This window comes from Streptomyces sp. NPDC006551, from assembly GCF_040611675.1.
Lineage (GTDB): Bacteria > Actinomycetota > Actinomycetes > Streptomycetales > Streptomycetaceae > Streptomyces.
This window is the reverse complement of sequence record NZ_JBEXOT010000003.1, coordinates 345,220-364,628: the sequence shown is the minus strand read 5'-3', so window position 1 is coordinate 364,628 and position 19,409 is coordinate 345,220. Positions and strand designations below refer to the sequence as shown.

Sequence of the window (19,409 nt, the reverse complement as noted above, 5' to 3'; positions counted from 1 at the left end):
TCACCCGGACTTCTCCAGGAAGGCGAGCACCCGCTCGAGGAGCAGCCCGGCCGCCCTCTCGTCGTACGAGGGCAGGCTGCTGTCGGCGAACAGATGCCGTTCTCCCGGGTAGAGGAACAGCTCCGCGCCCTCGGTACCCGCCACGAGGGCGCGGGCGGCGTCGAGGTCTCCCTCGCCGGCGAAGAACCCGTCCGCGTCCATCCCATGGACCTGTACGGGAACATCGCCCGGCCAGGCCGTACCGAACTCCCCTGCGGGCACGCACGCGCTGAACAACAGGGCTCCGGCCGCACCGGGCCGCGTCTGCGCGAGCTTCTGGGCGGGCAGCACCCCGAGCGAGAACCCGGCGTACACCAGCCCCCCAGGCAGCCCCTCGGCGGCCCGTACGCCGCGCTCGACGATCGCCCCGAAGCCGACCTCCTGGGCGTACCCGCCGCCGGCCTCGAGACTGTCGAACGTCCGCCCCTCGTACAGATCGGGCACATGCACCACATGCCCACCCCGCCGCACCTCGTCGGCGAAGCCGCGCACGCCGTCCGTCAGCCCCTGCGCGTGGTGGAACAACAACACCTCGGCCATCGCCATCCCTCCTCCGGCCCGGCCACGACGGCGCGGACCCACTGCGATCCTCGCGCGGACCACTGACAACGGGGCGCCCGGGAACGAGTTCGGCCCCAGGCCAGAGAGTCTCTGACCTGGGGCCGATCGGTAGGCCGTGTGGGACTCGAACCCACAACCAACGGATTAAAAGTCCGCTGCTCTGCCAATTGAGCTAACGGCCCTCCGCACAAGGGCACCCCCGCAGCATAGCCGGATCAGGCCCCGCAGCCGATCGGGTATCGGCAGTGGCGGGTCATGGCGCAACGGAGGTGCGACCAGAACCCGGGGGTCAGCCGGTGCAGTAGCCCGCGATGTCCGCGATCAAGGGCCGGAAACGCCCGCCATTTTCTGACACGTTCAAACGGCGAAGGCCCGCACCACACCGGTGAGGTGCGATGCGGGCCTTCGGCCTCGGCTCAATCAGCCGTTGCGCTTCCAGCGCGGCTTGTCGTCACGGCGCCCGAAGGAGCCGGTGTTCGTGCCGGTGTTCGTGCCGGTGCCGCGGTGGTCGCCGCCACGGTGGTCGTCACGACGGCCGTACGGGCGGTCGCCGCCCGAGCGGAAGCCGCCGGCGGGGCGGTCGTCGCGACGGTCGCGGTTGAACGGACGGTCGCTGCCGCGGTGGCCGCCCGAGGGGCGGTCGTCACGACGGTCGAAGGAGCGGCCGCCGCGGTCGTCACGGTTGAAGCCACCACCGGACGGACGGTCGTCGCGGCGGAAGCCGCCGGACGGACGGTCGTTGTCCCGACGGAAACCACCCGACGGACGGTCGTTGTCCCGACGGTCGTCGCGGCGGAAGCCACCGGACGGACGGTCGTTGTCGCGGCGGAAGCCGCCACGCTCGCCGCCGCGGTCGTCACGGTTGAAGCCGCCCGACGGACGGTCGTCGCGGCGGAAGCCACCGGACGGACGGTCGTTGTCCCGACGGAAACCACCCGACGGACGGTCGTTGTCCCGACGGAAGCCACCACGGTCGTTGTCCCGACGGTCGTCGCGGCGGAAACCACCGGACGGACGGTCGTTGTCGCGGCGGAAGCCTCCACGGTCGCCGCCGCGGTCGCCACCACGGTCACGGCGCTCGTAGTTGCCCCGCTCGTCGCGGAACGCCGGGCGCTCCTCACGGCGCTCCTCGCGGCGCTCCTCGGCCACCTGAGCGGCCGTCACCGCAGCGACCTCGGCCTCGGCGGCCTCGGTCACCTCGGCGACCGCGGCCTCCGGGTCCTCACCCCGCTCGCGCGCGGAACGGGCGACCAGACGGTCGGCCTCCTCGCGGAGCTCGGCGGCCCGGCGCGTCAGGCGCTCCAGCTGCTTGGTGAGCTCGGCGACCTCACGCTCGGCCTGCTTGGCCGCGTTGTTCGCCGAGTCGGCCTGGACCTCGGTGAGCGAACGCGCACCGGTGATCTCGGCGACCTCCGGGTCGAACGCGCCGACGCCCTGCACGATGTGGCGCGTGGCGTCGACGCCCGCGTCCTCCATCAGGCGGAAGATCTGGCGGCGCTGGTGCGGCAGCGACAGGGAGACCACGACACCGGACTTGCCGGCCCGCGCGGTACGGCCCGAGCGGTGCAGGTAGTCCTTGTGGTCACCGGCCGGGTCCACGTTCAGGACCAGGTCGATGCCGTCGACGTGGATGCCACGGGCGGCGACGTCGGTCGCGACGAGCGCGTTGACGTAGCCCTTCTTGAAGTCCTCGAGGACCCGGGTACGGGCGCCCTGCGTCATGCCGCCGTGCAGCGCGTCCGCCTTCACGCCGGAGTCGATGAGCTGCTCGGCGATGCGGTCGGCACCCAGCTGGGTGCGGACGAAGATGATCGTGCGGCCCTTGCGGGCGGCGATCGCGGCCGTGACCGGCGCCTTGTCCTTCGGCTTCACGACGAGGACGTGGTGCGTCATGGTCGAGACGTTGCCCTGGGCGCTGTCGACCTCGTGGCTGACCGGGTTCTTCAGGTAGCGCTTGACCAGCGTGCCGATCTCGTTCTCCATGGTGGCGGAGAAGAGCATGCGCTGGCCGCCCTCGGGGATCTGGTCGAACAGCTCGGTGACCTCGGGCAGGAAGCCCAGGTCCGACATCTGGTCGGCCTCGTCGAGGACCGCGACCTGGACGTTCTCCAGGGAGCAGGCGCCACGGTTGATGATGTCGCGCAGACGGCCCGGGGTGGCGACGAGGATGTCGACGCCACGCTCGAGGGCGTAGATCTGGTTGCCCATCGACGTACCGCCGCAGACGACCTTGATCTTCAGGCCGAGCACGTCACCGTACGGCTGGAGGGCGTCCGCGACCTGCATCGCGAGCTCGCGGGTCGGGGTGAGGATGACCGCGCGGGGCTTCTTCTTCTCGGTGTGGCCGCCGGCCAGCTGCGCCAGCGTCGGCAGACCGAAGGAGAGGGTCTTGCCGGAGCCGGTACGGCCGCGGCCGAGGATGTCCTTGCCGGCCAGGGCGTCCGGGATGGTCGCGGCCTGGATCGGGAAGGGGCTGGTCACACCGTTCTGCGCGAGCTTGCGCACGACGCCCTCGGGCAGGCCCAGGTCGGCGAAGGTGATCGTCGGCTCGGAGGACTCGGCCGCCTCGGCGGTCTCCTCGACAGCGGCCTCGTCGACGGCGGCCTCTACGGCCTCGACGATCTCGTCGTTCTCGGGCAGGACGGCGTGGTCAGGACTGAAAATGGACATGCGAAATGCGAAACCTTCCGGAGTCTCGGCACGCGCCCGTCAACTCCGTGAATTCGCAAATCGACCGCCTCAATGCGGTCAGCCACGGCTAGGGAGAGTACGCGCCACACGGCGCTCTTCTGTTTCGGCGCCGGGCAATGGGATCAAACGATCTATAACCATACGCACCCTCCCCGCCTCATTGCAAACCGGCTCCGTCACACCGGCCCGACCTGCGGCGATGCCTCCGGTTCGGCGTGTCCACCGGGCCCGTCCGCCGCCCTCATGGCACCCATGTGGGTGTCCGCGCCGGGCGACGAGGTCGGCGGATCGGACGGCTCCGCGGTCGGCTCCGGAGTGGGGTCCGGGGTCGCGGACGGCTCCTGCGGCGGAGACGACGACGGCTCCGCCGGGGGCGTGGTCTCCTCGCTCGGCGCACTCGGCCCACCCGCCCCACCGGACCCGCCGGCCCCACCGGGCTCGGCCGACGGCTTCGGCTTGCCGCCCAGCCCCGCCGACGCGCCCGCCGGAGGCTTCCCGGAGGCCGAGGGCGATCCGCTCGGGACCGGCGACTCCTCGCCGGCGCCGTCCGCGTCCGGCCCGCCCTCGTCCGATCCCTCTCGCCCGGCCCCGCCGTGCCCGCCCGTGCCCCCGACACCGCCGTCGACCTCGGCCGCCACGCCCTGCTTCCCCGCGGACTTGCCGGGTGCGGGCTTCCCACCCTCGTCACTCACACTCATACAGCCGCTCAGACCGGCGCAGGCGGCGACCGCCAGCGCGGTGGCGGCCCATCGCACACGGGTGGGCAAATGGCGCACGGAGGGCACCTCCAGGAGACATCGGGCGGAAACGGGAACGCGCAGGGAACGCGTCTCGCTGCCCAACTCCCTTGACGCCGCAAGGGACACGCCTACGGCCGCCTCGGCCGTACGAAGCGAGAGGCTCAGCCGTCGGCCGTCAGCCGCACCCGGAGCCGCGCGGCTTCATCAGCCGCACCCCGAGCCGTGCGGCTTCGTCAGCCGTAGCCCAGCGCGTGCAGTCGCTCGTCGTCGATGCCGAAGTGGTGGGCGATCTCGTGCACGACCGTGATCTCGGTCTCCGCGACCACGTCCTCGCGCGACTCGCACATCCGCAGCGTGGGCCCCCGGTAGATCGTGATCCGGTCCGGCAGCACCCCGGCGTACCACTCCCCGCGATCCGTGAGCGGGGTCCCCTCGTACAGCCCGAGCAGCTCGGGGTCGTCCGGAGAGGGTTCGTCCTCCACGAACACCGCGACGTTGTCCATCAGCCGCGTCAGCTCCGGCGGGATCCGGTCCAGGGCCTCGGCGACAAGCTCCTCGAACTCCTCGCGCGTCATCTCCAGCACCCGCCCATTGTCGCCCCACGGGAAACCGTTTTGGCGATAGCCGCCGGCATCCCATATGCTTCTCACGTCCCCGACGCGCTGAGAAGCGCCCAGGTGGGCCCTTAGCCCTCATCGTCTAGTGGCCCAGGACGCCGCCCTTTCAAGGCGGTAGCACGGGTTCGAATCCCGTTGGGGGCACGCAACAACGTGTGCGAGACTAGTTCTCGCACATTGCAAGGTCCTGTGGAGCAGTTGGTTAGCTCGCCACCCTGTCAAGGTGGAGGTCGCGGGTTCAAGTCCCGTCAGGATCGCTGAGGTCAGAAATGATCTCGTGGCTGGGTAGCTCAGTTGGTACGAGCGATCGCCTGAAAAGCGATAGGTCGCCGGTTCGACCCCGGCCCCAGCCACAAGCGAAGGCCCCGTTCGAAAGAACGGGGCCTTTTTCGTACGCGTACACCCGTACGCCCGCCCCAGCGGTGCCCGTCCCACCCGCACACCCGTACGTGAGCCAGGCCCCGCCCGGCCCCGCAGAGCCGGGCGGCCCAGCCCCTCACCCCTCCTGGCGCCGCCTCACGCGCCGGCCGCGGACCGCGAGCACCAGCGCCACGACCGCGACCAGCGCCACCATCAGCGCCCAGTCCGGCACCGCGCGGCCCGCCGCCGCCACCCGTTCCTCCACCGCGAACGAGTCGTCCACCGACAGCAGCCCCGGCAGGGCGGTCGTGCCGTCGAAGACCAGGAAGAGCGTGCCGAGCACCACGAAGAAGAGGCCCGACAGCAGCGAGGTGGAATGCAGCTCGAAGCGGCCGACCCGGAGCGGCCGGCCGCGCAGCCAGCGCCGCCGGCCCAGCTCGTACCGCTCCCAGAGCAGCGCCAGCAGGAACAGCGGCACCGCCATGCCCAGCGCGTACACCGCGAGCAGCAGTCCGCCGTAGGCCGGGCTGCCGCTCAGCGCCGCCACCGTCAGCACACTGCCGAGGATGGGGCCCGCGCAGAACCCGGCGAGCCCGTAGACCAGGCCCAGGGCGTAGACGGAGACCGCCGTCGTGGGGCGGATCCGGCCGCTGACCTCGGCGATACGGCGGGAGGCGAAGCCCATGCCGAGGATCTGGAGGACACCGAGAGCGATGATCAGCCAGCCGCCGAGGGCCACCAGCAGATCCCGGTGGCCGTAGAACAGCCGTCCGGCGAAGGATCCGGCCGCGCCGAGCGGGACGAGGGTGGTGGCCAGACCGGCGTAGAAGATGCCCGTACGGGCCAGCAGCCGGCTCGTCGAGTCGATGGAGTACGCGAAGAACGCCGGGAGCAGCAGGGCGCTGCACGGGCTCAGCAGGGCGAGGAGGCCGCCGAGGAAGGCGGCCAGATAGCCGATGTCCGAACTCACCGGGGGCCGCCCGAAGCCGACGGACCCGTCTTCTTCGGCTGCGCCGTCTTCGCCGCCTTCGCCGCCGCGTCGATCGCCTGCGTGAACGTCTCCATCGGCTGCGCGCCCGCGATCGGCCGCCCATTGATCAGGAAGGACGGCGTCGAGGTGGCTCCCAGGGAGTACCCCTGCTCCTGGTCCCTGCTCACCGCCGCGCGCGCGGCCTCGCTGTCCGCGTCCCGGGTGAACCTCGCCAGGTCCGCGACTCCCGCCTCCTTCGCCAAGGCGGCGAGCCGGTCCTCGCCGAAGCCCTTCTCCTTGGCCCCCTCGGCGTAAGCGGCCTGGTGGAACTCCCAGAACCTGCCCTGCTGCCCCGCCGCCCACGAGGCGCGGGCCGCCGCCTCCGACTCCTCGCCGAAGATCGGGAAGTTCCGCCACTCGATGCGAAGGGTGCCGTTGTCGACGTACCTCTTCACCAGCTCGGGCTCGGTGTCGCGGGCGAACTTCCCGCAGTAGCCGCACTTGAAGTCGGCGTACTCGATCAGGACGACGGGCGCGTCGGCCCGCCCGAGGGCCAGCTTGTCGGAGGCGTCGCGGCGGGCGTACGCCTCCAGCTCCGGATAGACGCCGGCGGACGGGTCGGCGGAGACCTCGGCGGCGGAGGACGACGAACCGGCGGAACCCCCGGCCGAGGGCTTGGTCGCGGTGTACGAGACGAGGCCGAGCAGCGCGGCGGCGACCGCCACGCCGGCGACGATCACGAGCGGCCTGGACGTGGACGTGGATCCGGAGGCGGACGTGGTCTGAGCCTTGGACTTGGCTTGGGCCTTGGACTTGGGCATGGAGAAACGCTCCTGAACATGGAGAAAGAGGACGGACGGCGACAGCGGCCCGCCCTCTACACGCGCAGGATCGACAAATCCATCGGTGACGGCGGTACGAGCTCCGGCGGCTCCGGACCCGGCAGCAGGTCCCGTATGTCCTGGCCCCCGGCCCAGGCCCCGTCGGCCGGGCGCTCGGCCGCGAGCACGGGCAGCAGCTCCCCGAACCCGTTCGGGCGCGGCGGGGTCGCGGGCCGGGCGGCTCCGTCGGCGTGTCCCTGGCCACACCCCGGTGACGGGGCTCCGGCGTCCACGACCACCGTGGTGCTCGCCGGCGCCGCGGCCGTGCCGCACACCAGCAGCCCGAGCAGCACACCCACGACGGCGGCGAACGCAGCCGACGCGCGAAGGGTGCGGGACATCGGGAAGCCTCTCGGGTGGACTGCCCGAAATGGTACGGGCCGCGGGCGCGGACCCCGGTAAATCGGTTCGCCGGTTATCGGCCACAGGTGCGATCCTGGGTTCCGTATGTCTACTTCCTTCGCCGCCCTCCAGTCCGTCCTGGCCGAGGTCTCGCTGCGGGACGCCCACCGGCTCGGCCGCCGTCTCGAGGGCGCCCGCCGCATCCGCAAGCCCGAGGCCCGTGAGGCCGTCCTGGACGAGATCGCCGCCGAGGCCGGCAAGGCCAAGGAGCGCGTCGACGGGCGTGCCGCCCGCGTGCCCGCGGTCACGTACCCCGAGCAGCTGCCCGTCTCGCAGAAGAAGGACGCGATCCTGGAGGCGATACGTGACCACCAGGTCGTGATCGTCGCCGGTGAGACGGGTTCCGGAAAGACCACGCAGATTCCCAAGATCTGTCTGGAACTGGGCCGGGGCGTGCGGGGCATGATCGGCCACACCCAGCCCCGCCGGATCGCCGCGCGCACGGTCGCCGAGCGAGTCGCGGAGGAACTGAAGACCCCGCTCGGCGAGGCGGTCGGCTGGAAGGTCCGCTTCACCGATCAGGTGAACCCCGACGCGACCTTCGTGAAGCTGATGACGGACGGCATCCTGCTCGCCGAGATCCAGACGGACCGCGAGCTGCGCGCCTACGACACGATCATCATCGACGAGGCCCACGAGCGGTCCCTCAACATCGACTTCCTGCTCGGCTATCTGGCCCAGCTGCTGCCCAAGCGCCCCGACCTCAAGGTCGTGATCACCTCCGCGACCATCGACCCCGAGCGCTTCTCCCGCCACTTCGGCGACGCGCCGATCGTCGAGGTCAGCGGACGGACGTACCCCGTCGAGGTCCGCTACCGCCCCCTCCTCGAAGAGGACGGCGAGGAGTCCGACCGCGACCAGATCACCGCGATCTGCGACGCCGTCGACGAGCTCCAGGCCGAGGGTCCGGGCGACATCCTCGTCTTCCTCTCCGGTGAGCGCGAGATCCGCGACACCGCGGACGCCCTGCTCAAGAAGAAGCTGCGCAACACCGAGGTCCTCCCCCTCTACGCCCGCCTCTCCCACGCCGAGCAGCACCGCGTCTTCCAGGCCCACACGGGCCGCCGGATCGTGCTCGCCACCAACGTCGCCGAGACGTCCCTGACCGTCCCCGGCATCAAGTACGTGATCGATCCGGGCACCGCCCGTATCTCCCGGTACAGCCACCGCACCAAGGTCCAGCGCCTTCCCATCGAGCCCGTCTCGCAGGCCAGCGCCAATCAGCGCAAGGGCCGCTGCGGCCGTACGTCCGACGGCATCTGCGTCCGGCTCTACTCCGAGGACGACTTCCTCTCCCGCCCGGAGTTCACGGACGCCGAGATCCTCCGTACGAACCTGGCCTCCGTCATCCTCCAGATGACCGCGGCCGGCCTCGGCGAGATCGAGAAGTTCCCGTTCATCGACCCGCCGGACCACCGCAACATCCGCGACGGCGTCCAGCTCCTCCAGGAGCTCGGGGCGATCGACCCCGCCGAGAAGGACCCGAAGAAGCGGCTGACCCAGCAGGGCCGGAAGCTCTCCCAGCTGCCCGTCGACCCCCGGCTCGCCCGGATGGTCCTGGAGGCGGACAAGAACGGCTGCGTACGCGAGGTCATGGTGATCGCGGCCGCGCTCTCCATCCAGGACCCGCGCGAGCGCCCGGCCGAGAAGCAGGCCCAGGCCGACCAGCAGCACGCCCGCTTCAAGGACGAGACGAGCGACTTCCTCGCCTTCCTCAACCTCTGGCGCTACATCCGCGAGCAGCAGAAGGAGCGCGGCTCGTCGTCCTTCCGCCGGATGTGCAAGCAGGAGTACCTCAACTTCCTGCGCATCCGCGAGTGGCAGGACATCTACGCGCAGCTGCGGACGGTCGCCAAGCAGATGGGCATCCACGTCAACGAGGAGGACGCGCCCGAGCAGTCGGTGCACACCTCCCTCCTCGCCGGTCTGCTCTCCCACATCGGGATGAAGGACGTGAAGGAAGGCGCGAAGAACGAGTATCTGGGCGCGCGCAGCGCCAAGTTCGCGGTCTTCCCCGGCTCCGCGCTCTTCAAGAAGCCCCCGCGGTTCATCATGTCCGCCGAGCTGGTGGAGACCTCACGGCTGTGGGCCCGGGTCAACGCCAAGATCGAGCCGGAGTGGATCGAGCCGCTCGCCCAGCACCTGATCAAGAAGACGTACAGCGAGCCGCACTGGGAGAAGGACCAGGCAGCGGTCATGGCGATCGAGAAGGTCACGCTCTACGGCGTGCCGATCGTCACCGACCGCAAGGTGAACTACGGGAGGATCGACCCGGAGGCCTCCCGCGACCTGTTCATCCGCAACGCGCTCGTCGAGGGCGACTGGCGCACGCACCACAAGTTCTTCGCCGACAACCGCAGGCTTCTCACCGAGGTCGAGGAGCTGGAGCATCGCGCCCGGCGCCGGGACATCCTGGTCGACGACGAGACGCTGTTCGACTTCTACGACCAGCGGGTCCCCGAACACGTCGTCTCCGGGGCGCACTTCGACTCCTGGTGGAAGCACAAGCGCCGTGAGGAACCGGAGTTCCTCGACTTCGAGCGCGAGATGCTCATCAACGAGAAGGCCGCCGGTGTCACCAAGGACGACTATCCGGACTCCTGGCGGCAGGGCCCGCTGAAGTTCCGGGTGACGTACCAGTTCGAGCCGGGCGCGGACGCGGACGGTGTCACCGTGCACATCCCGCTCCACGTCCTCAACCAGGTCACGGACGAGGGCTTCGACTGGCAGATCCCGGGTCTGCGGGAAGAGGTCGTCACGGAGCTGATCCGGTCCCTCCCCAAACCGATCCGCCGCAACTACGTCCCCGCGCCCAACTTCGCGACCCGCTTCCTGGACAGTGCCGTCCCCCTCCAGGAGCCGCTGCCGGTCACCCTCGCGCGCGAGCTGCAGCGGATGGTGGGCGTCCCGGTCACGGCGGAGGACTTCGACCTCACCCGCGTTCCCGACCACCTGAAGATCACCTTCCGGATCGTCGACGAGCGGCGCCGCAAGCTCGCCGAGAGCAAGGACCTGGAGGCGCTCAAGCTCCAGCTGCGCCCGAAGGCCCGCCAGGCCCTCTCCCAGGCCGCCGCGGCGGCCACGAGCGGCCCCGGCGGCTCGGGGCAGTCCCTGGAGCGCACAGGGCTCACGGACTGGACGATCGGCACACTCACCAAGGTCTTCGAGACCCGGCGGGCCGGGCAGCCGGTCAAGGCGTACCCGGCGCTCGTGGACGCGGGCGAGACCGTGTCCGTACGCCTCTTCGACACGGAGGCGGAGCAGGCCCTGGCGATGTGGCAGGGGACGCGGAAGCTGATCCTGCTGAACATTCCGGTGAACCCGGCGAAGTTCGCCTCGGAGCGGCTGACCAACCAGCAGAAGCTGGCGCTGTCCCGGAACCCGCACGGCTCGATCCAGGCGCTCTTCGACGACTGCGCGACCGCGGCGGCGGACAAGCTGATCGCGGACCACGGCGGTCCGGTCTGGGACGAGGAGTCCTTCCGGAAGCTGTACGACAAGGTCCGCGCGGATCTCGTCGACACGACGGTACGGACGGTGGACCAGGTCCAGCAGATCCTGGCCGCCTGGCAGGCGTGCGAGCGGCGGCTGAAGGCCACGAACAGCCTGGCGCTGATCAACAACCTGGCGGACGTGCGCGAGCAGCTGGCGTGGCTGGTGCCGGCGGGGTTCGTCACGAAGACCGGTCTGCGGCGGCTGCCGGACCTGATGCGCTATCTGGTGGCGGTGGACCGGCGGCTGCAGCAGATGCCGACGGGGGTCCAGCGGGACACCACGCGCATGGAGAAGGTCCAGGAGATGCTGGACGAGTACGCGTGGCTGCTCGAACAGCTCCCGAAGGGGCGTCCGGTGCCCAAGGAGGTCACCGACATCCGCTGGATGATCGAGGAGCTCCGGGTCAGCTACTTCGCGCACGCGCTGGGCACGGCGTACCCGGTCTCGGACAAGCGGATCGTGAAGGCGATCGACGCCGCGGCGCCGTAGCGGGACGCTCGCCAGGCGCGAGTTCGACCTGACCCTCTGACCTGCTGTACAGTCTCTCTCGCAGCCCACGCAGTACGGAGCTGCGAGCAAGGTCCTGTGGAGCAGTTTGGAGTGCTCGCCACCCTGTCAAGGTGGAGGCCGCGGGTTCAAATCCCGTCAGGACCGCGTGAACGAAGGCCCGCACCGCAAGGTGCGGGCCTTCGTCGTGTGCCCGACTCGAACCTCGGACATGTGTCCCGCGTATTGACGGAGTCACGTGCCCGCCGGTACCCCAGACATCAGGGAATCGGGGGCCCACACCGGAGGTGGCGCGCATGGCCGCGGCGTCCGCAGCACGTGAGTCGAGACACGAGACACGCGCGCTTCTGCGCGCCCATCTGGCGGCCGCGTCCCGCTACGGACACGTCACGCGCCACTGCCCCGTCTGCCATCGCCTCCTGCGGCTCGCCATGGACGCCCAGGACGTCCTGGACGACCAGGAGCCCGAGTCGAACACCGAGGACGAAAGTCCTACCGGCCCCGGACCAAGGGCGAGTTGAGCGCCCATCAGGGAGTGGCAGGCTGTTCCTTGGCAAGACTTCGAGCATGTGACGGGTGTCACCGAACGAGTTTCAGAAACCCCTTCGCTTACACCCTCCCTACACCCACCCGATTTAATATGTGCAATTGCACCACCCCCGAAGCTCCAGTCCCGGGCATAAAAAAGATCGCGCTGGACCCGGCGGAGTCCAGCGCGATCAGTGACCAAGAGCCTGTTGGGGCAGGCATCGGTCGGCAGAGCTAGGGGTGGGCGATCCAGGTTGGGGGACCCGGAAGTGCCCGGTAAAGCGGGGTGTTGCGCGTACCTCAGGCCTCGCTGCGCTGCTGCGGAATACCCGCCAGCAGAGCGCGGACCTCAGCCTCGCGGTACCGGCGGTGTCCACCCAGCGTGCGGATGGACGTGAGCTTGCCGGCCTTCGCCCAACGGGTCACCGTCTTCGGGTCGACACGGAACATCGTGGCAACCTCGGCGGGGGTCAGCAGCGGCTCGGCATCAGGGGTGCGAGCGGTCATGAGCGGCCTCCTCGGGAGAACCGAACCTTCTCGGTTCTTTCCTCTAAATTCTGCACCTTGACCCGCGTTGCCCGAAATGGCAGACGCGGGCCGAGTCGGTTATAGGACGAACGGCTTGTCCTCGGCACTACAACTACACCATCCGTCCAGCCACGTCGGCCAAACCGATGGAATTGCCCTCGCAGGTGTTCATCAGCGGCGGAAGTCGATGGACCATGCCATAACGGACAGTCACGCCACTGTGACGATCAGTCACAGAGCGATCAGGAGTCCTCAGACCCCCCATAGAGTGCAATGCTGAGCGTTCCGCCCATACTTGGACGGAAGGAACCCTCCCCGGACTCCTTGTCCTATTTTGGCACGAGGGTGGGCGATGGGCGCAAGGGCGCGGTAAGTGCTGTCCGTCACGCTTGAGCCAAAGGCCCGGATCGGGACCTACGTCCCGGCACTCGCCGTGCTTAAAGATCATTTACATCAGGCGGACGTGTCTTGTCGATGATCAATTGGCGAACCGCAGGTTCCGGATCTCCCGCCACCGCTCCGCCAGCCGCTCGTACGCCTCGCGCACACCCTCGTCGTCGCCGTCCCGCAGGGCCGCGATCCCCTCGGCGACATCCGCCGCCGACCGGTCGTCCGCGAGCCGCTCCGCCGGCACCAGGTGCACCAGGCCGCCGTAGTCCAGCTCCACCAGCGAGCGCGGATGGAACTCCTCCAGCCACCGGCCCACGTCGACCAGGCCCTCGGTCAGCGGCCCCTCGTCGGCCGACTCGCGCAGCGTCCGCAGCGCCCGCGCCAGCCGGCGCCGCGCCTGCACCATCGGCGTCCGGTACCGGAGGACCGGCGGCTTGCCCGCCCCGCTCTCCGGCCCCGGCTCCCCCGGCACGTACTCCCGCTCCTCGCCCCCGAAGAGCGTGAACCAGCGCACCGGCACCTGCCAGACCGCCGTACGGATCCACGGCCGCGCGTCCGGGTTCCGCTCCAGCCAGCGCTCGTGGTCCGCCGTCACCTGCCCGCGCACCACCGGTGGCACCATCGCGTCGAGCACCGTCCCCGGCAGCTCCCGCCCCTCCGCCAGCTCCTGGAGCGCCAGCCAGCCCCTCAGCCGGGTCAGCCACGGACAGACCACGACCACCCCGTCCACGTGCGCGACGAAGGCGTCCCGGCTCTCGTGGACCGGCACCGGGACCGGCGGGGTCGGCACCAAGTCCGCGAGGGAACGGCGCAGTTCGTCCTGGGCCGTGGGCGTGTCCACCCGGCGCGCGTACCCCGCCCAGTGACTCCGCTCCGGCTCGGGAAACGCCGCCAGCGGCTCGTACACCCGCAGATAGGACGCGTACGGAACGAGGACCGAGGAGGCGACCGACATGTCGCAAATCCTTCCACGGAGGTACTCCGCGAGGGGGTGATCCTCAGCACTGGGGCCGATCTACGCACGCGTAGGACTTACTCTCTTGCCGAACCGGTCCTCCCCACCCGTAGGAGGACCCACCCATCGCCGCTTCTTACTTGGGAGTCACCACCGTGACCGATGTGACCGGCGTTCCTGTCGTCCCCGCTGACGTGCTGCACACTCTGTTCCACTCGGAGCAGGGTGGCCACGAGCAAGTCGTGCTCTGCCAGGACCGCGCCTCCGGCCTCAAGGCCGTCATCGCCATCCACTCCACCGCCCTGGGCCCCGCCCTCGGCGGCACCCGGTTCTACCCGTACGCCACCGAGGCGGAGGCCGTCGCCGACGCGCTGAACCTCTCCCGGGGGATGTCGTACAAGAACGCCATGGCCGGTCTCGACCACGGCGGCGGCAAGGCCGTGATCATCGGTGACCCCGAGAAGATCAAGACGGAGGAGCTGCTGCTCGCCTACGGGCGCATGGTGGCCTCCCTCGGCGGCCGGTACGTCACGGCCTGCGACGTCGGCACCTACGTCGCCGACATGGACGTCGTGGCCCGCACCAACCGGTGGACCACCGGCCGCTCCCCCGAGAACGGCGGCGCCGGCGACTCCTCGGTCCTCACCGCCTTCGGTGTCTTCCAGGGCATGCGCGCCTCCGCGCAGAGCCTGTGGGGCGACCCGACCCTGCGCGGCCGCAAGGTCGGCGTCGCGGGCGTCGGCAAGGTCGGCCACTACCTCGTCGAGCACCTCCTGGAGGACGGCGCCGAGGTCGTGATCACGGATGTCCGCGAGGAGTCGATCCGCCGGATCACCGACAAGTACCCGCAGGTCACCGTCGTCGCCGACACCGACGCGCTGATCCGCGTCGAGGGCCTGGACGTCTACGCCCCCTGCGCGCTCGGCGGCGCCCTGAACGACGACACCGTGCCCGTCCTCACCGCGAAGATCGTCTGCGGCGCGGCCAACAACCAGCTCGCGCACCCCGGTGTCGAGAAGGACCTCTCGGACCGCGGGATCCTCTACGCGCCCGACTACGTCGTCAACGCGGGTGGCGTGATCCAGGTCGCGGACGAGCTGCACGGCTTCGACTTCGACCGCTGCAAGGCCAAAGCGTCGAAGATCTTCGACACCACGCTCGCTATATTCGCACGTGCGAAGGAGGACGGCATTCCGCCGGCCGCCGCCGCCGACCGGATCGCCGAGCAGCGCATGGCGGAGGCGCGCCGCGGCTGACGCGTGAGAGGGCCGGCCCGCCGAGCGCTCTTTGGACGTTCATCCAGAGCGAGACATGACTCACGCCGGTCGGCGGGTCGGCCCTCGATGAAGAGGTTAAAATCGCGATTGACCAGCGAGGACAGGGCACCTCTATGGTTCTGTACCGGGGCATGTGATGCGGGCGGCGTACCGTATGGCCACGGAAGCAGGTACCGTTGAAGCCCTACGGACCGGTCTCTCCCTGGAGAGTCCGTTCCGAACCATGAACGCGTGTCAAGACTCTGGGGCCGTCGAGCCCCGTCACCGAGGGGGTCGAGCCATGGGGCGCGGCCGGGCAAAGGCCAAGCAGACGAAGGTCGCCCGCCAGCTGAAGTACAGCAGCGGCGGGACTGACCTGTCGCGTCTGGCCAGCGAGCTGGGCGCTTCGACTTCGAGTCAGCCGCCGAATGGCGAGCCGTTCGAGGACGACGACGAGGAAGACGACCCGTACGCGCAGTACGCGGATCTCTACAACACGGACGACGAGGACGAGGACGACGAGTCCGGTCCCGACGCGTCCCGGCGTCGCGCTTGACCTCTTAACAAGAGCGCTGCTCACACGGAAACCCGGTCCAGGGGAACCTGGACCGGGTTTCTGTGCTGTCCGGCTCCGGGGAGCCGCCGTACTCCGGCGAACGGCCCCGGGGAAGCGGTACGGGCGGCCCGGAGTCGCCTCCGGGCCGCCCGTGTCCGTACTGATCCGTACGGCCGGTCCTACTTCGCGTAGTCGCCGACCAGCTCCGCGCCCGTCGTGTGGTCACCGCGCTCGGTGATCTCGCCCGCGACCCACGCCTCGACCCCGCGGTCCTCGAGGGTGGCCAGCGCCACCTCCACGGACTCGGCCGGGACGACGGCCATCATGCCGACGCCCATGTTCAGGGTCTTCTCCAGCTCCAGGCGCTCCACCCGACCGGCCTTGCCGACCAGGTCGAAGATCGCGGCCGGGGCCCAGGTCGAACGGTCGACCGTGGCGTGCAGCCCGTCCGGGATGACCCGGGCCAGGTTCGCGGCGAGGCCACCACCGGTGATGTGGCTGAAGGCGTGCACCTCGGCCGTCCGGGTGAGGGCCAGACAGTCCAGCGAGTAGATCTTGGTCGGCTCCAGAAGCTCCTCGCCCAGGGTCCGGCCCAGCTCGTCGACCCGCTGGTCCAGGCTCATGCCGGCGCGGTCGAAGACCACGTGGCGGACGAGCGAGTACCCGTTGGAGTGAAGGCCGGACGATGCCATCGCGATCACGGCGTCACCCGTACGGATGCGATCCGGGCCGAGCAGCCGGTCCGCCTCGACCACGCCCGTACCGGCGCCGGCGACGTCGAAGTCGTCCGGGCCGAGCAGGCCGGGGTGCTCGGCGGTCTCGCCGCCGACCAGGGCGCAGCCCGCCAGGACGCAGCCCTCGGCGATGCCCTTCACGATGGCGGCGACCCGCTCGGGGTGGACCTTGCCGACGCAGATGTAGTCGGTCATGAAGAGCGGCTCGGCGCCGCAGACGACGATGTCGTCCATGACCATCGCGACCAGGTCGTGGCCGATCGTGTCGTACACGCCGAGCTGGCGGGCGATGTCCACCTTCGTGCCGACACCGTCGGTGGCGGAGGCGAGCAGCGGACGCTCGTAGCGCTTGAGGGCGGAGGCGTCGAAGAGGCCGGCGAATCCGCCGAGGCCGCCGAGGCCCGCGACTTCGGCGCGCTGCGTCTTCTTCACCCACTCCTTCATCAGCTCGACGGCGCGGTCGCCCGCTTCGATGTCGACGCCCGCGCTCGCGTAGCTGGCACCAGTGGTCTCAGTCATGTGGCTGAAGAACTTTCGTGTCGTACTGCGGGGTGTGCAGCGGGGTGTTACGGGCGGCGCAGGGCGTCGGCGGCCGCGGTGGCGGCGGGGCCGGCGGCCAGCTCGGTCTCCAGAAGCTGCTTGCCGAGCAGCTCGGGGTCCGGGAGCTCCATCGGGTACTCGCCGTCGAAGCAGGCCCGGCAGAGGTTCGGCTTCTGGATGGTGGTCGCCTCGATCATCCCGTCGAGGGAGATGTACGAGAGGGAGTCCGCGCCGAGCGACGTGCCGATCTCCTCGACCGACATGCCGTTGGCGATCAGCTCCGCGCGGGTCGCGAAGTCGATGCCGAAGAAGCACGGCCACTTCACCGGCGGGGAGGAGATCCGGATGTGGACCTCGGCGGCGCCCGCCTCGCGGAGCATGCGGACGAGGGCGCGCTGGGTGTTGCCGCGGACGATCGAGTCGTCGACGACGACGAGCTTCTTCCCCTTGATGACTTCCTTCAGGGGGTTCAGCTTCAGCCGGATGCCCAGCTGGCGGATGGTCTGGGAGGGCTGGATGAAGGTGCGGCCCACATAGGCGTTCTTCACCAGGCCCGCGCCGAAGGGGATACCGCTGGCCTCCGCGTAACCGATGGCGGCCGGGGTGCCGGATTCCGGCGTCGCTATGACGAGATCCGCCTCGACCGGCGCCTCCTTGGCGAGGCGGCGGCCCATCTCCACGCGGGAGAGGTAGACGTTCCGTCCGGCGATGTCGGTGTCGGGCCGGGCCAGGTACACGTACTCGAAGACACAGCCCTTGGGCTTCGCTTCCGCGAATCGAGAGGTGCGGATGCCGTTCTCGTCGATCGCGATCAGCTCGCCCGGCTCGACCTCGCGGACGAAGCTGGCGCCGCAGATGTCGAGGGCCGCGGACTCGGAGGCGACGACCCAGCCGCGCTCGAGGCGGCCGAGGACCAGCGGACGGATGCCCTGCGGGTCACGGGCGGCGTAGAGCGTGTGCTCGTCCATGAAGACGAGGGAGAAGGCGCCCCGGACCTCGGGGAGGACCTTGGCGGCGCCCTGCTCGATGGTGAGCGGCTTGCCGTCCTCGTCGACCTGGGCGGCGAGGAGCGCCGTGAGCAGGTCGGTGTCGTTGGTGGCCGCCACGCGGGTGGTGCGGCCTTCCTGCTTCGGCAGGTCGGCGACCATCTCGGCGAGCTGCGCCGTGTTCACCAGGTTGCCGTTGTGGCCGAGCGCGATGGAGCCGTGGGCGGTCGCCCGGAACGTCGGCTGCGCGTTCTCCCACACGGAGGCACCGGTGGTCGAGTAGCGGGCGTGACCGACCGCGATATGACCCTGGAGGGAACCGAGAGAGGTCTCGTCGAAGACCTGGGACACGAGGCCCATGTCCTTGAAGACGAGGATCTGGGAGCCGTTGCTGACCGCGATTCCCGCGGATTCCTGGCCCCGATGCTGGAGGGCGTACAGCCCGAAGTACGTGAGCTTTGCGACCTCTTCACCCGGAGCCCAGACACCGAAGACGCCGCAAGCGTCCTGGGGGCCCTTCTCGCCGGGAAGCAGATCGTGATTGAGTCGACCGTCACCACGTGGCACGTCTCCGAGTGTAGGCGAGGTCGACCGCTGGTCCGAAGTGGGGAAATCCGTAGGCCCTCCGAGTGGTGTGATCCTACGAGCTGATCCACGGGCGGCCGTCAGACGCCCCGGACCCGTGCGGGAACAGGGCAGCGGGTCACCGCAGGGGAGGCGAGCGGACGCTCGTACGCCACCCCGGTGGCACCTCCAGTGTGACGGACCTCGCATCCGGAGGTCGCCGAACCGCGGTCCGAGGCGCCTCCGGACGCCGTGCGAGCGAGCTCCCGGCCGGCCGTCGTCAGCCCTTGGCGACCGGCTTCGCGGTCGCCCCGAACCCTTCGCCGTCCGCGGTGGAGAGGGTGAGGGCGCGGTGGCGCAGCTCGTACGTCGCCGTGCCGCCGAAGACCTTGTACAGCTCGGTCTCCAGGTCCATCTGCGGGCCGGTGCACCTCATGCGGGTGGTGGTGATCTCGCCGAAGTCGATCGTCCTGCCGGAGATCCTCGCGGTGGTGGAGAAGTTGTTGCAGCCCAGGTTTCCGCTGACCTTGCCGTTCTTGTCGATGACGAAGTGCGCCTTGCCCTCGCTGCCCTGGGGCAGGGAGGCGGCGGTGTCACCGGACAGCAGGGAGGTGACGTTCCAGGTGGTGCCGTTCAGCGGGGCGGCCGGCTCGGAGGTCAGCGCGAGGACGGTCTTGCCGTCGGGCGCCGTGAGGGTGAGCCGGTCCCCGTCCAGCTTCGCCTTGAGGGTGCCGGAGAACGCCTTGTGGAGGGTGGACTCGAAGCTCTGCAGCTCGGCGGGGCAGCCCATCTCGGTGGTCTCGCCCGTCGACACGGTGAGCGTGTCCCCGTTGACGGCGACGGCGGCCCCGAAGTGGTTGCAGCCGCTGTTGCCCTTGGCGCGGCCGTTCTTCTCGATCTCGACGTCGGCTCCGGCGGGGGCCCGCGTCTCCTTCCCGGCGACGGTCACGCTCTCGAAGGCCCAGTGGACGCCGGTGACGGGCACGTCCGGGGCGACCGTGTCGGCTCCCGGGTCCGTCCCGGCCTGCTCGGTGCCGCACGCGGCGAGGGCGAGGAGCGAGGCCAGGGCGGCGACGGTGGCTGCGGTGGTGCGCGGCTTCTGCATGGAG

Annotated in this window: 16 protein-coding genes and 5 tRNA genes; 8 read left to right on the top strand and 13 right to left on the bottom strand. The window is 70.0% G+C overall.

Annotated elements, in window-relative coordinates; all coding sequences use genetic code 11:
* From ABZY12_RS06145 to ABZY12_RS06125, 5 genes are all read right to left on the bottom strand, one after another.
* Complete coding sequence (locus ABZY12_RS06145) at positions 1-579, bottom strand: dienelactone hydrolase family protein (protein WP_356887616.1); 579 nt, start codon at positions 577-579, stop codon at positions 1-3.
* 130 nt (positions 580-709) lie between these two features.
* Positions 710-782 (bottom strand) — tRNA-Lys (locus tag ABZY12_RS06140).
* 238 nt (positions 783-1,020) lie between these two features.
* Entirely contained in the window at positions 1,021-3,270 is a 2,250-nt protein-coding gene (locus tag ABZY12_RS06135; protein WP_356887614.1) for a DEAD/DEAH box helicase, read from the bottom strand.
* A 197-nt stretch (positions 3,271-3,467) separates the two neighbouring features.
* Positions 3,468-4,067, bottom strand: coding sequence for a hypothetical protein (locus ABZY12_RS06130; RefSeq protein ID WP_356887612.1), 600 nt, complete (start codon positions 4,065-4,067; stop codon positions 3,468-3,470).
* Between the two features lie 197 nt (positions 4,068-4,264).
* Entirely contained in the window at positions 4,265-4,615 is a 351-nt protein-coding gene (locus tag ABZY12_RS06125) for a metallopeptidase family protein (RefSeq protein WP_046909030.1), read from the bottom strand.
* A gap of 104 nt (positions 4,616-4,719) precedes the next feature.
* Between ABZY12_RS06125 and ABZY12_RS06120 the strand changes: the two genes are divergently transcribed.
* The 3 genes from ABZY12_RS06120 (at position 4,720) to ABZY12_RS06110 (ending at position 5,001) form a co-directional block, all read left to right on the top strand.
* Positions 4,720-4,792: transfer RNA gene (locus tag ABZY12_RS06120), tRNA-Glu, on the top strand.
* A 39-nt stretch (positions 4,793-4,831) separates the two neighbouring features.
* Positions 4,832-4,905, top strand: a tRNA-Asp gene (locus tag ABZY12_RS06115).
* Between the two features lie 22 nt (positions 4,906-4,927).
* A tRNA-Phe gene (locus ABZY12_RS06110) sits at positions 4,928-5,001 on the top strand.
* Between the two features lie 143 nt (positions 5,002-5,144).
* Here ABZY12_RS06110 and ABZY12_RS06105 read toward each other — a convergent pair.
* From ABZY12_RS06105 to ABZY12_RS06095, 3 genes are read right to left on the bottom strand one after another with little or no spacing between them, the layout of a single operon-like run.
* Positions 5,145-5,978 carry a cytochrome c biogenesis CcdA family protein gene (locus tag ABZY12_RS06105; protein WP_356887610.1) on the bottom strand — a complete coding sequence of 278 codons (834 nt, stop codon included), beginning with the start codon at positions 5,976-5,978 and terminating at the stop codon, positions 5,145-5,147.
* Positions 5,975-6,799, bottom strand: coding sequence for a thioredoxin domain-containing protein (locus ABZY12_RS06100; RefSeq protein WP_356887608.1), 825 nt, complete (start codon positions 6,797-6,799; stop codon positions 5,975-5,977). The genes ABZY12_RS06105 and ABZY12_RS06100 overlap by 4 nt, the downstream gene beginning before the upstream one ends.
* A 56-nt stretch (positions 6,800-6,855) precedes the next feature.
* Positions 6,856-7,200: a hypothetical protein gene (locus tag ABZY12_RS06095; RefSeq protein WP_356887606.1), complete on the bottom strand. Its 345-nt coding sequence runs from the start codon at positions 7,198-7,200 to the stop codon at positions 6,856-6,858.
* Between the two features lie 106 nt (positions 7,201-7,306).
* Between ABZY12_RS06095 and hrpA the strand changes: the two genes are divergently transcribed.
* The 3 genes from hrpA (at position 7,307) to ABZY12_RS06080 (ending at position 11,784) form a co-directional block, all read left to right on the top strand.
* Positions 7,307-11,245 carry an ATP-dependent RNA helicase HrpA gene (gene hrpA / locus ABZY12_RS06090; protein WP_356887604.1) on the top strand — a complete coding sequence of 1,313 codons (3,939 nt, stop codon included), beginning with the start codon at positions 7,307-7,309 and terminating at the stop codon, positions 11,243-11,245.
* 90 nt (positions 11,246-11,335) lie between these two features.
* A tRNA-Asp gene (locus tag ABZY12_RS06085) sits at positions 11,336-11,410 on the top strand.
* 149 nt (positions 11,411-11,559) lie between these two features.
* Entirely contained in the window at positions 11,560-11,784 is a 225-nt protein-coding gene (locus tag ABZY12_RS06080) for a DUF6274 family protein (protein ID WP_356887602.1), read from the top strand.
* 307 nt (positions 11,785-12,091) lie between these two features.
* Here the strand turns inward: ABZY12_RS06080 and bldC are convergent, their stop codons facing one another.
* On the bottom strand, positions 12,092-12,298 hold the full coding sequence (bldC, locus tag ABZY12_RS06075; protein WP_003949541.1) for a developmental transcriptional regulator BldC: 207 nt from the start codon (positions 12,296-12,298) through the stop codon (positions 12,092-12,094).
* Between the two features lie 499 nt (positions 12,299-12,797).
* Complete coding sequence (locus ABZY12_RS06070) at positions 12,798-13,664, bottom strand: hypothetical protein (RefSeq protein WP_356887600.1); 867 nt, start codon at positions 13,662-13,664, stop codon at positions 12,798-12,800.
* Between the two features lie 155 nt (positions 13,665-13,819).
* Between ABZY12_RS06070 and ABZY12_RS06065 the strand changes: the two genes are divergently transcribed.
* Entirely contained in the window at positions 13,820-14,920 is a 1,101-nt protein-coding gene (locus ABZY12_RS06065; protein ID WP_356887598.1) for a Glu/Leu/Phe/Val dehydrogenase dimerization domain-containing protein, read from the top strand.
* Positions 14,921-15,221: 301 nt separating this feature from the next.
* The gene (locus ABZY12_RS06060) at positions 15,222-15,476 is read left to right on the top strand and encodes a DUF3073 domain-containing protein (protein ID WP_356887596.1); all 255 of its coding nucleotides are present in this window, start codon (positions 15,222-15,224) and stop codon (positions 15,474-15,476) included.
* Between the two features lie 179 nt (positions 15,477-15,655).
* On the opposite strand, the gene purM is transcribed toward ABZY12_RS06060, so the two are convergent.
* From purM to ABZY12_RS06045, 3 genes are all read right to left on the bottom strand, one after another.
* Positions 15,656-16,729 carry a phosphoribosylformylglycinamidine cyclo-ligase gene (gene purM, locus ABZY12_RS06055; RefSeq protein WP_356887594.1) on the bottom strand — a complete coding sequence of 358 codons (1,074 nt, stop codon included), beginning with the start codon at positions 16,727-16,729 and terminating at the stop codon, positions 15,656-15,658.
* 47 nt (positions 16,730-16,776) lie between these two features.
* The gene (gene purF / locus ABZY12_RS06050) at positions 16,777-18,303 is read right to left on the bottom strand and encodes an amidophosphoribosyltransferase (protein ID WP_356887592.1); all 1,527 of its coding nucleotides are present in this window, start codon (positions 18,301-18,303) and stop codon (positions 16,777-16,779) included.
* Between the two features lie 277 nt (positions 18,304-18,580).
* Complete coding sequence (locus ABZY12_RS06045; RefSeq protein WP_356887590.1) at positions 18,581-19,405, bottom strand: META domain-containing protein; 825 nt, start codon at positions 19,403-19,405, stop codon at positions 18,581-18,583.
* Between the last annotated feature and the right edge of the window lie 4 nt (positions 19,406-19,409).

Coding starts and splice junctions, on each gene's coding strand:
- ABZY12_RS06145 (WP_356887616.1), bottom strand. CDS start 579: ATGGCCGAGGTGTTGTTGTTCCACCACGCGCAGGGGCTGACGGACGGC.
- ABZY12_RS06135 (WP_356887614.1), bottom strand. CDS start 3,270: ATGTCCATTTTCAGTCCTGACCACGCCGTCCTGCCCGAGAACGACGAG.
- ABZY12_RS06100 (WP_356887608.1), bottom strand. CDS start 6,799: ATGCCCAAGTCCAAGGCCCAAGCCAAGTCCAAGGCTCAGACCACGTCC.
- ABZY12_RS06095 (WP_356887606.1), bottom strand. CDS start 7,200: ATGTCCCGCACCCTTCGCGCGTCGGCTGCGTTCGCCGCCGTCGTGGGT.
- hrpA (WP_356887604.1), top strand. CDS start 7,307: ATGTCTACTTCCTTCGCCGCCCTCCAGTCCGTCCTGGCCGAGGTCTCG.
- ABZY12_RS06080 (WP_356887602.1), top strand. CDS start 11,560: ATGGCCGCGGCGTCCGCAGCACGTGAGTCGAGACACGAGACACGCGCG.
- bldC (WP_003949541.1), bottom strand. CDS start 12,298: ATGACCGCTCGCACCCCTGATGCCGAGCCGCTGCTGACCCCCGCCGAG.
- ABZY12_RS06070 (WP_356887600.1), bottom strand. CDS start 13,664: ATGTCGGTCGCCTCCTCGGTCCTCGTTCCGTACGCGTCCTATCTGCGG.
- ABZY12_RS06060 (WP_356887596.1), top strand. CDS start 15,222: ATGGGGCGCGGCCGGGCAAAGGCCAAGCAGACGAAGGTCGCCCGCCAG.
- purM (WP_356887594.1), bottom strand. CDS start 16,729: ATGACTGAGACCACTGGTGCCAGCTACGCGAGCGCGGGCGTCGACATC.
- ABZY12_RS06045 (WP_356887590.1), bottom strand. CDS start 19,405: ATGCAGAAGCCGCGCACCACCGCAGCCACCGTCGCCGCCCTGGCCTCG.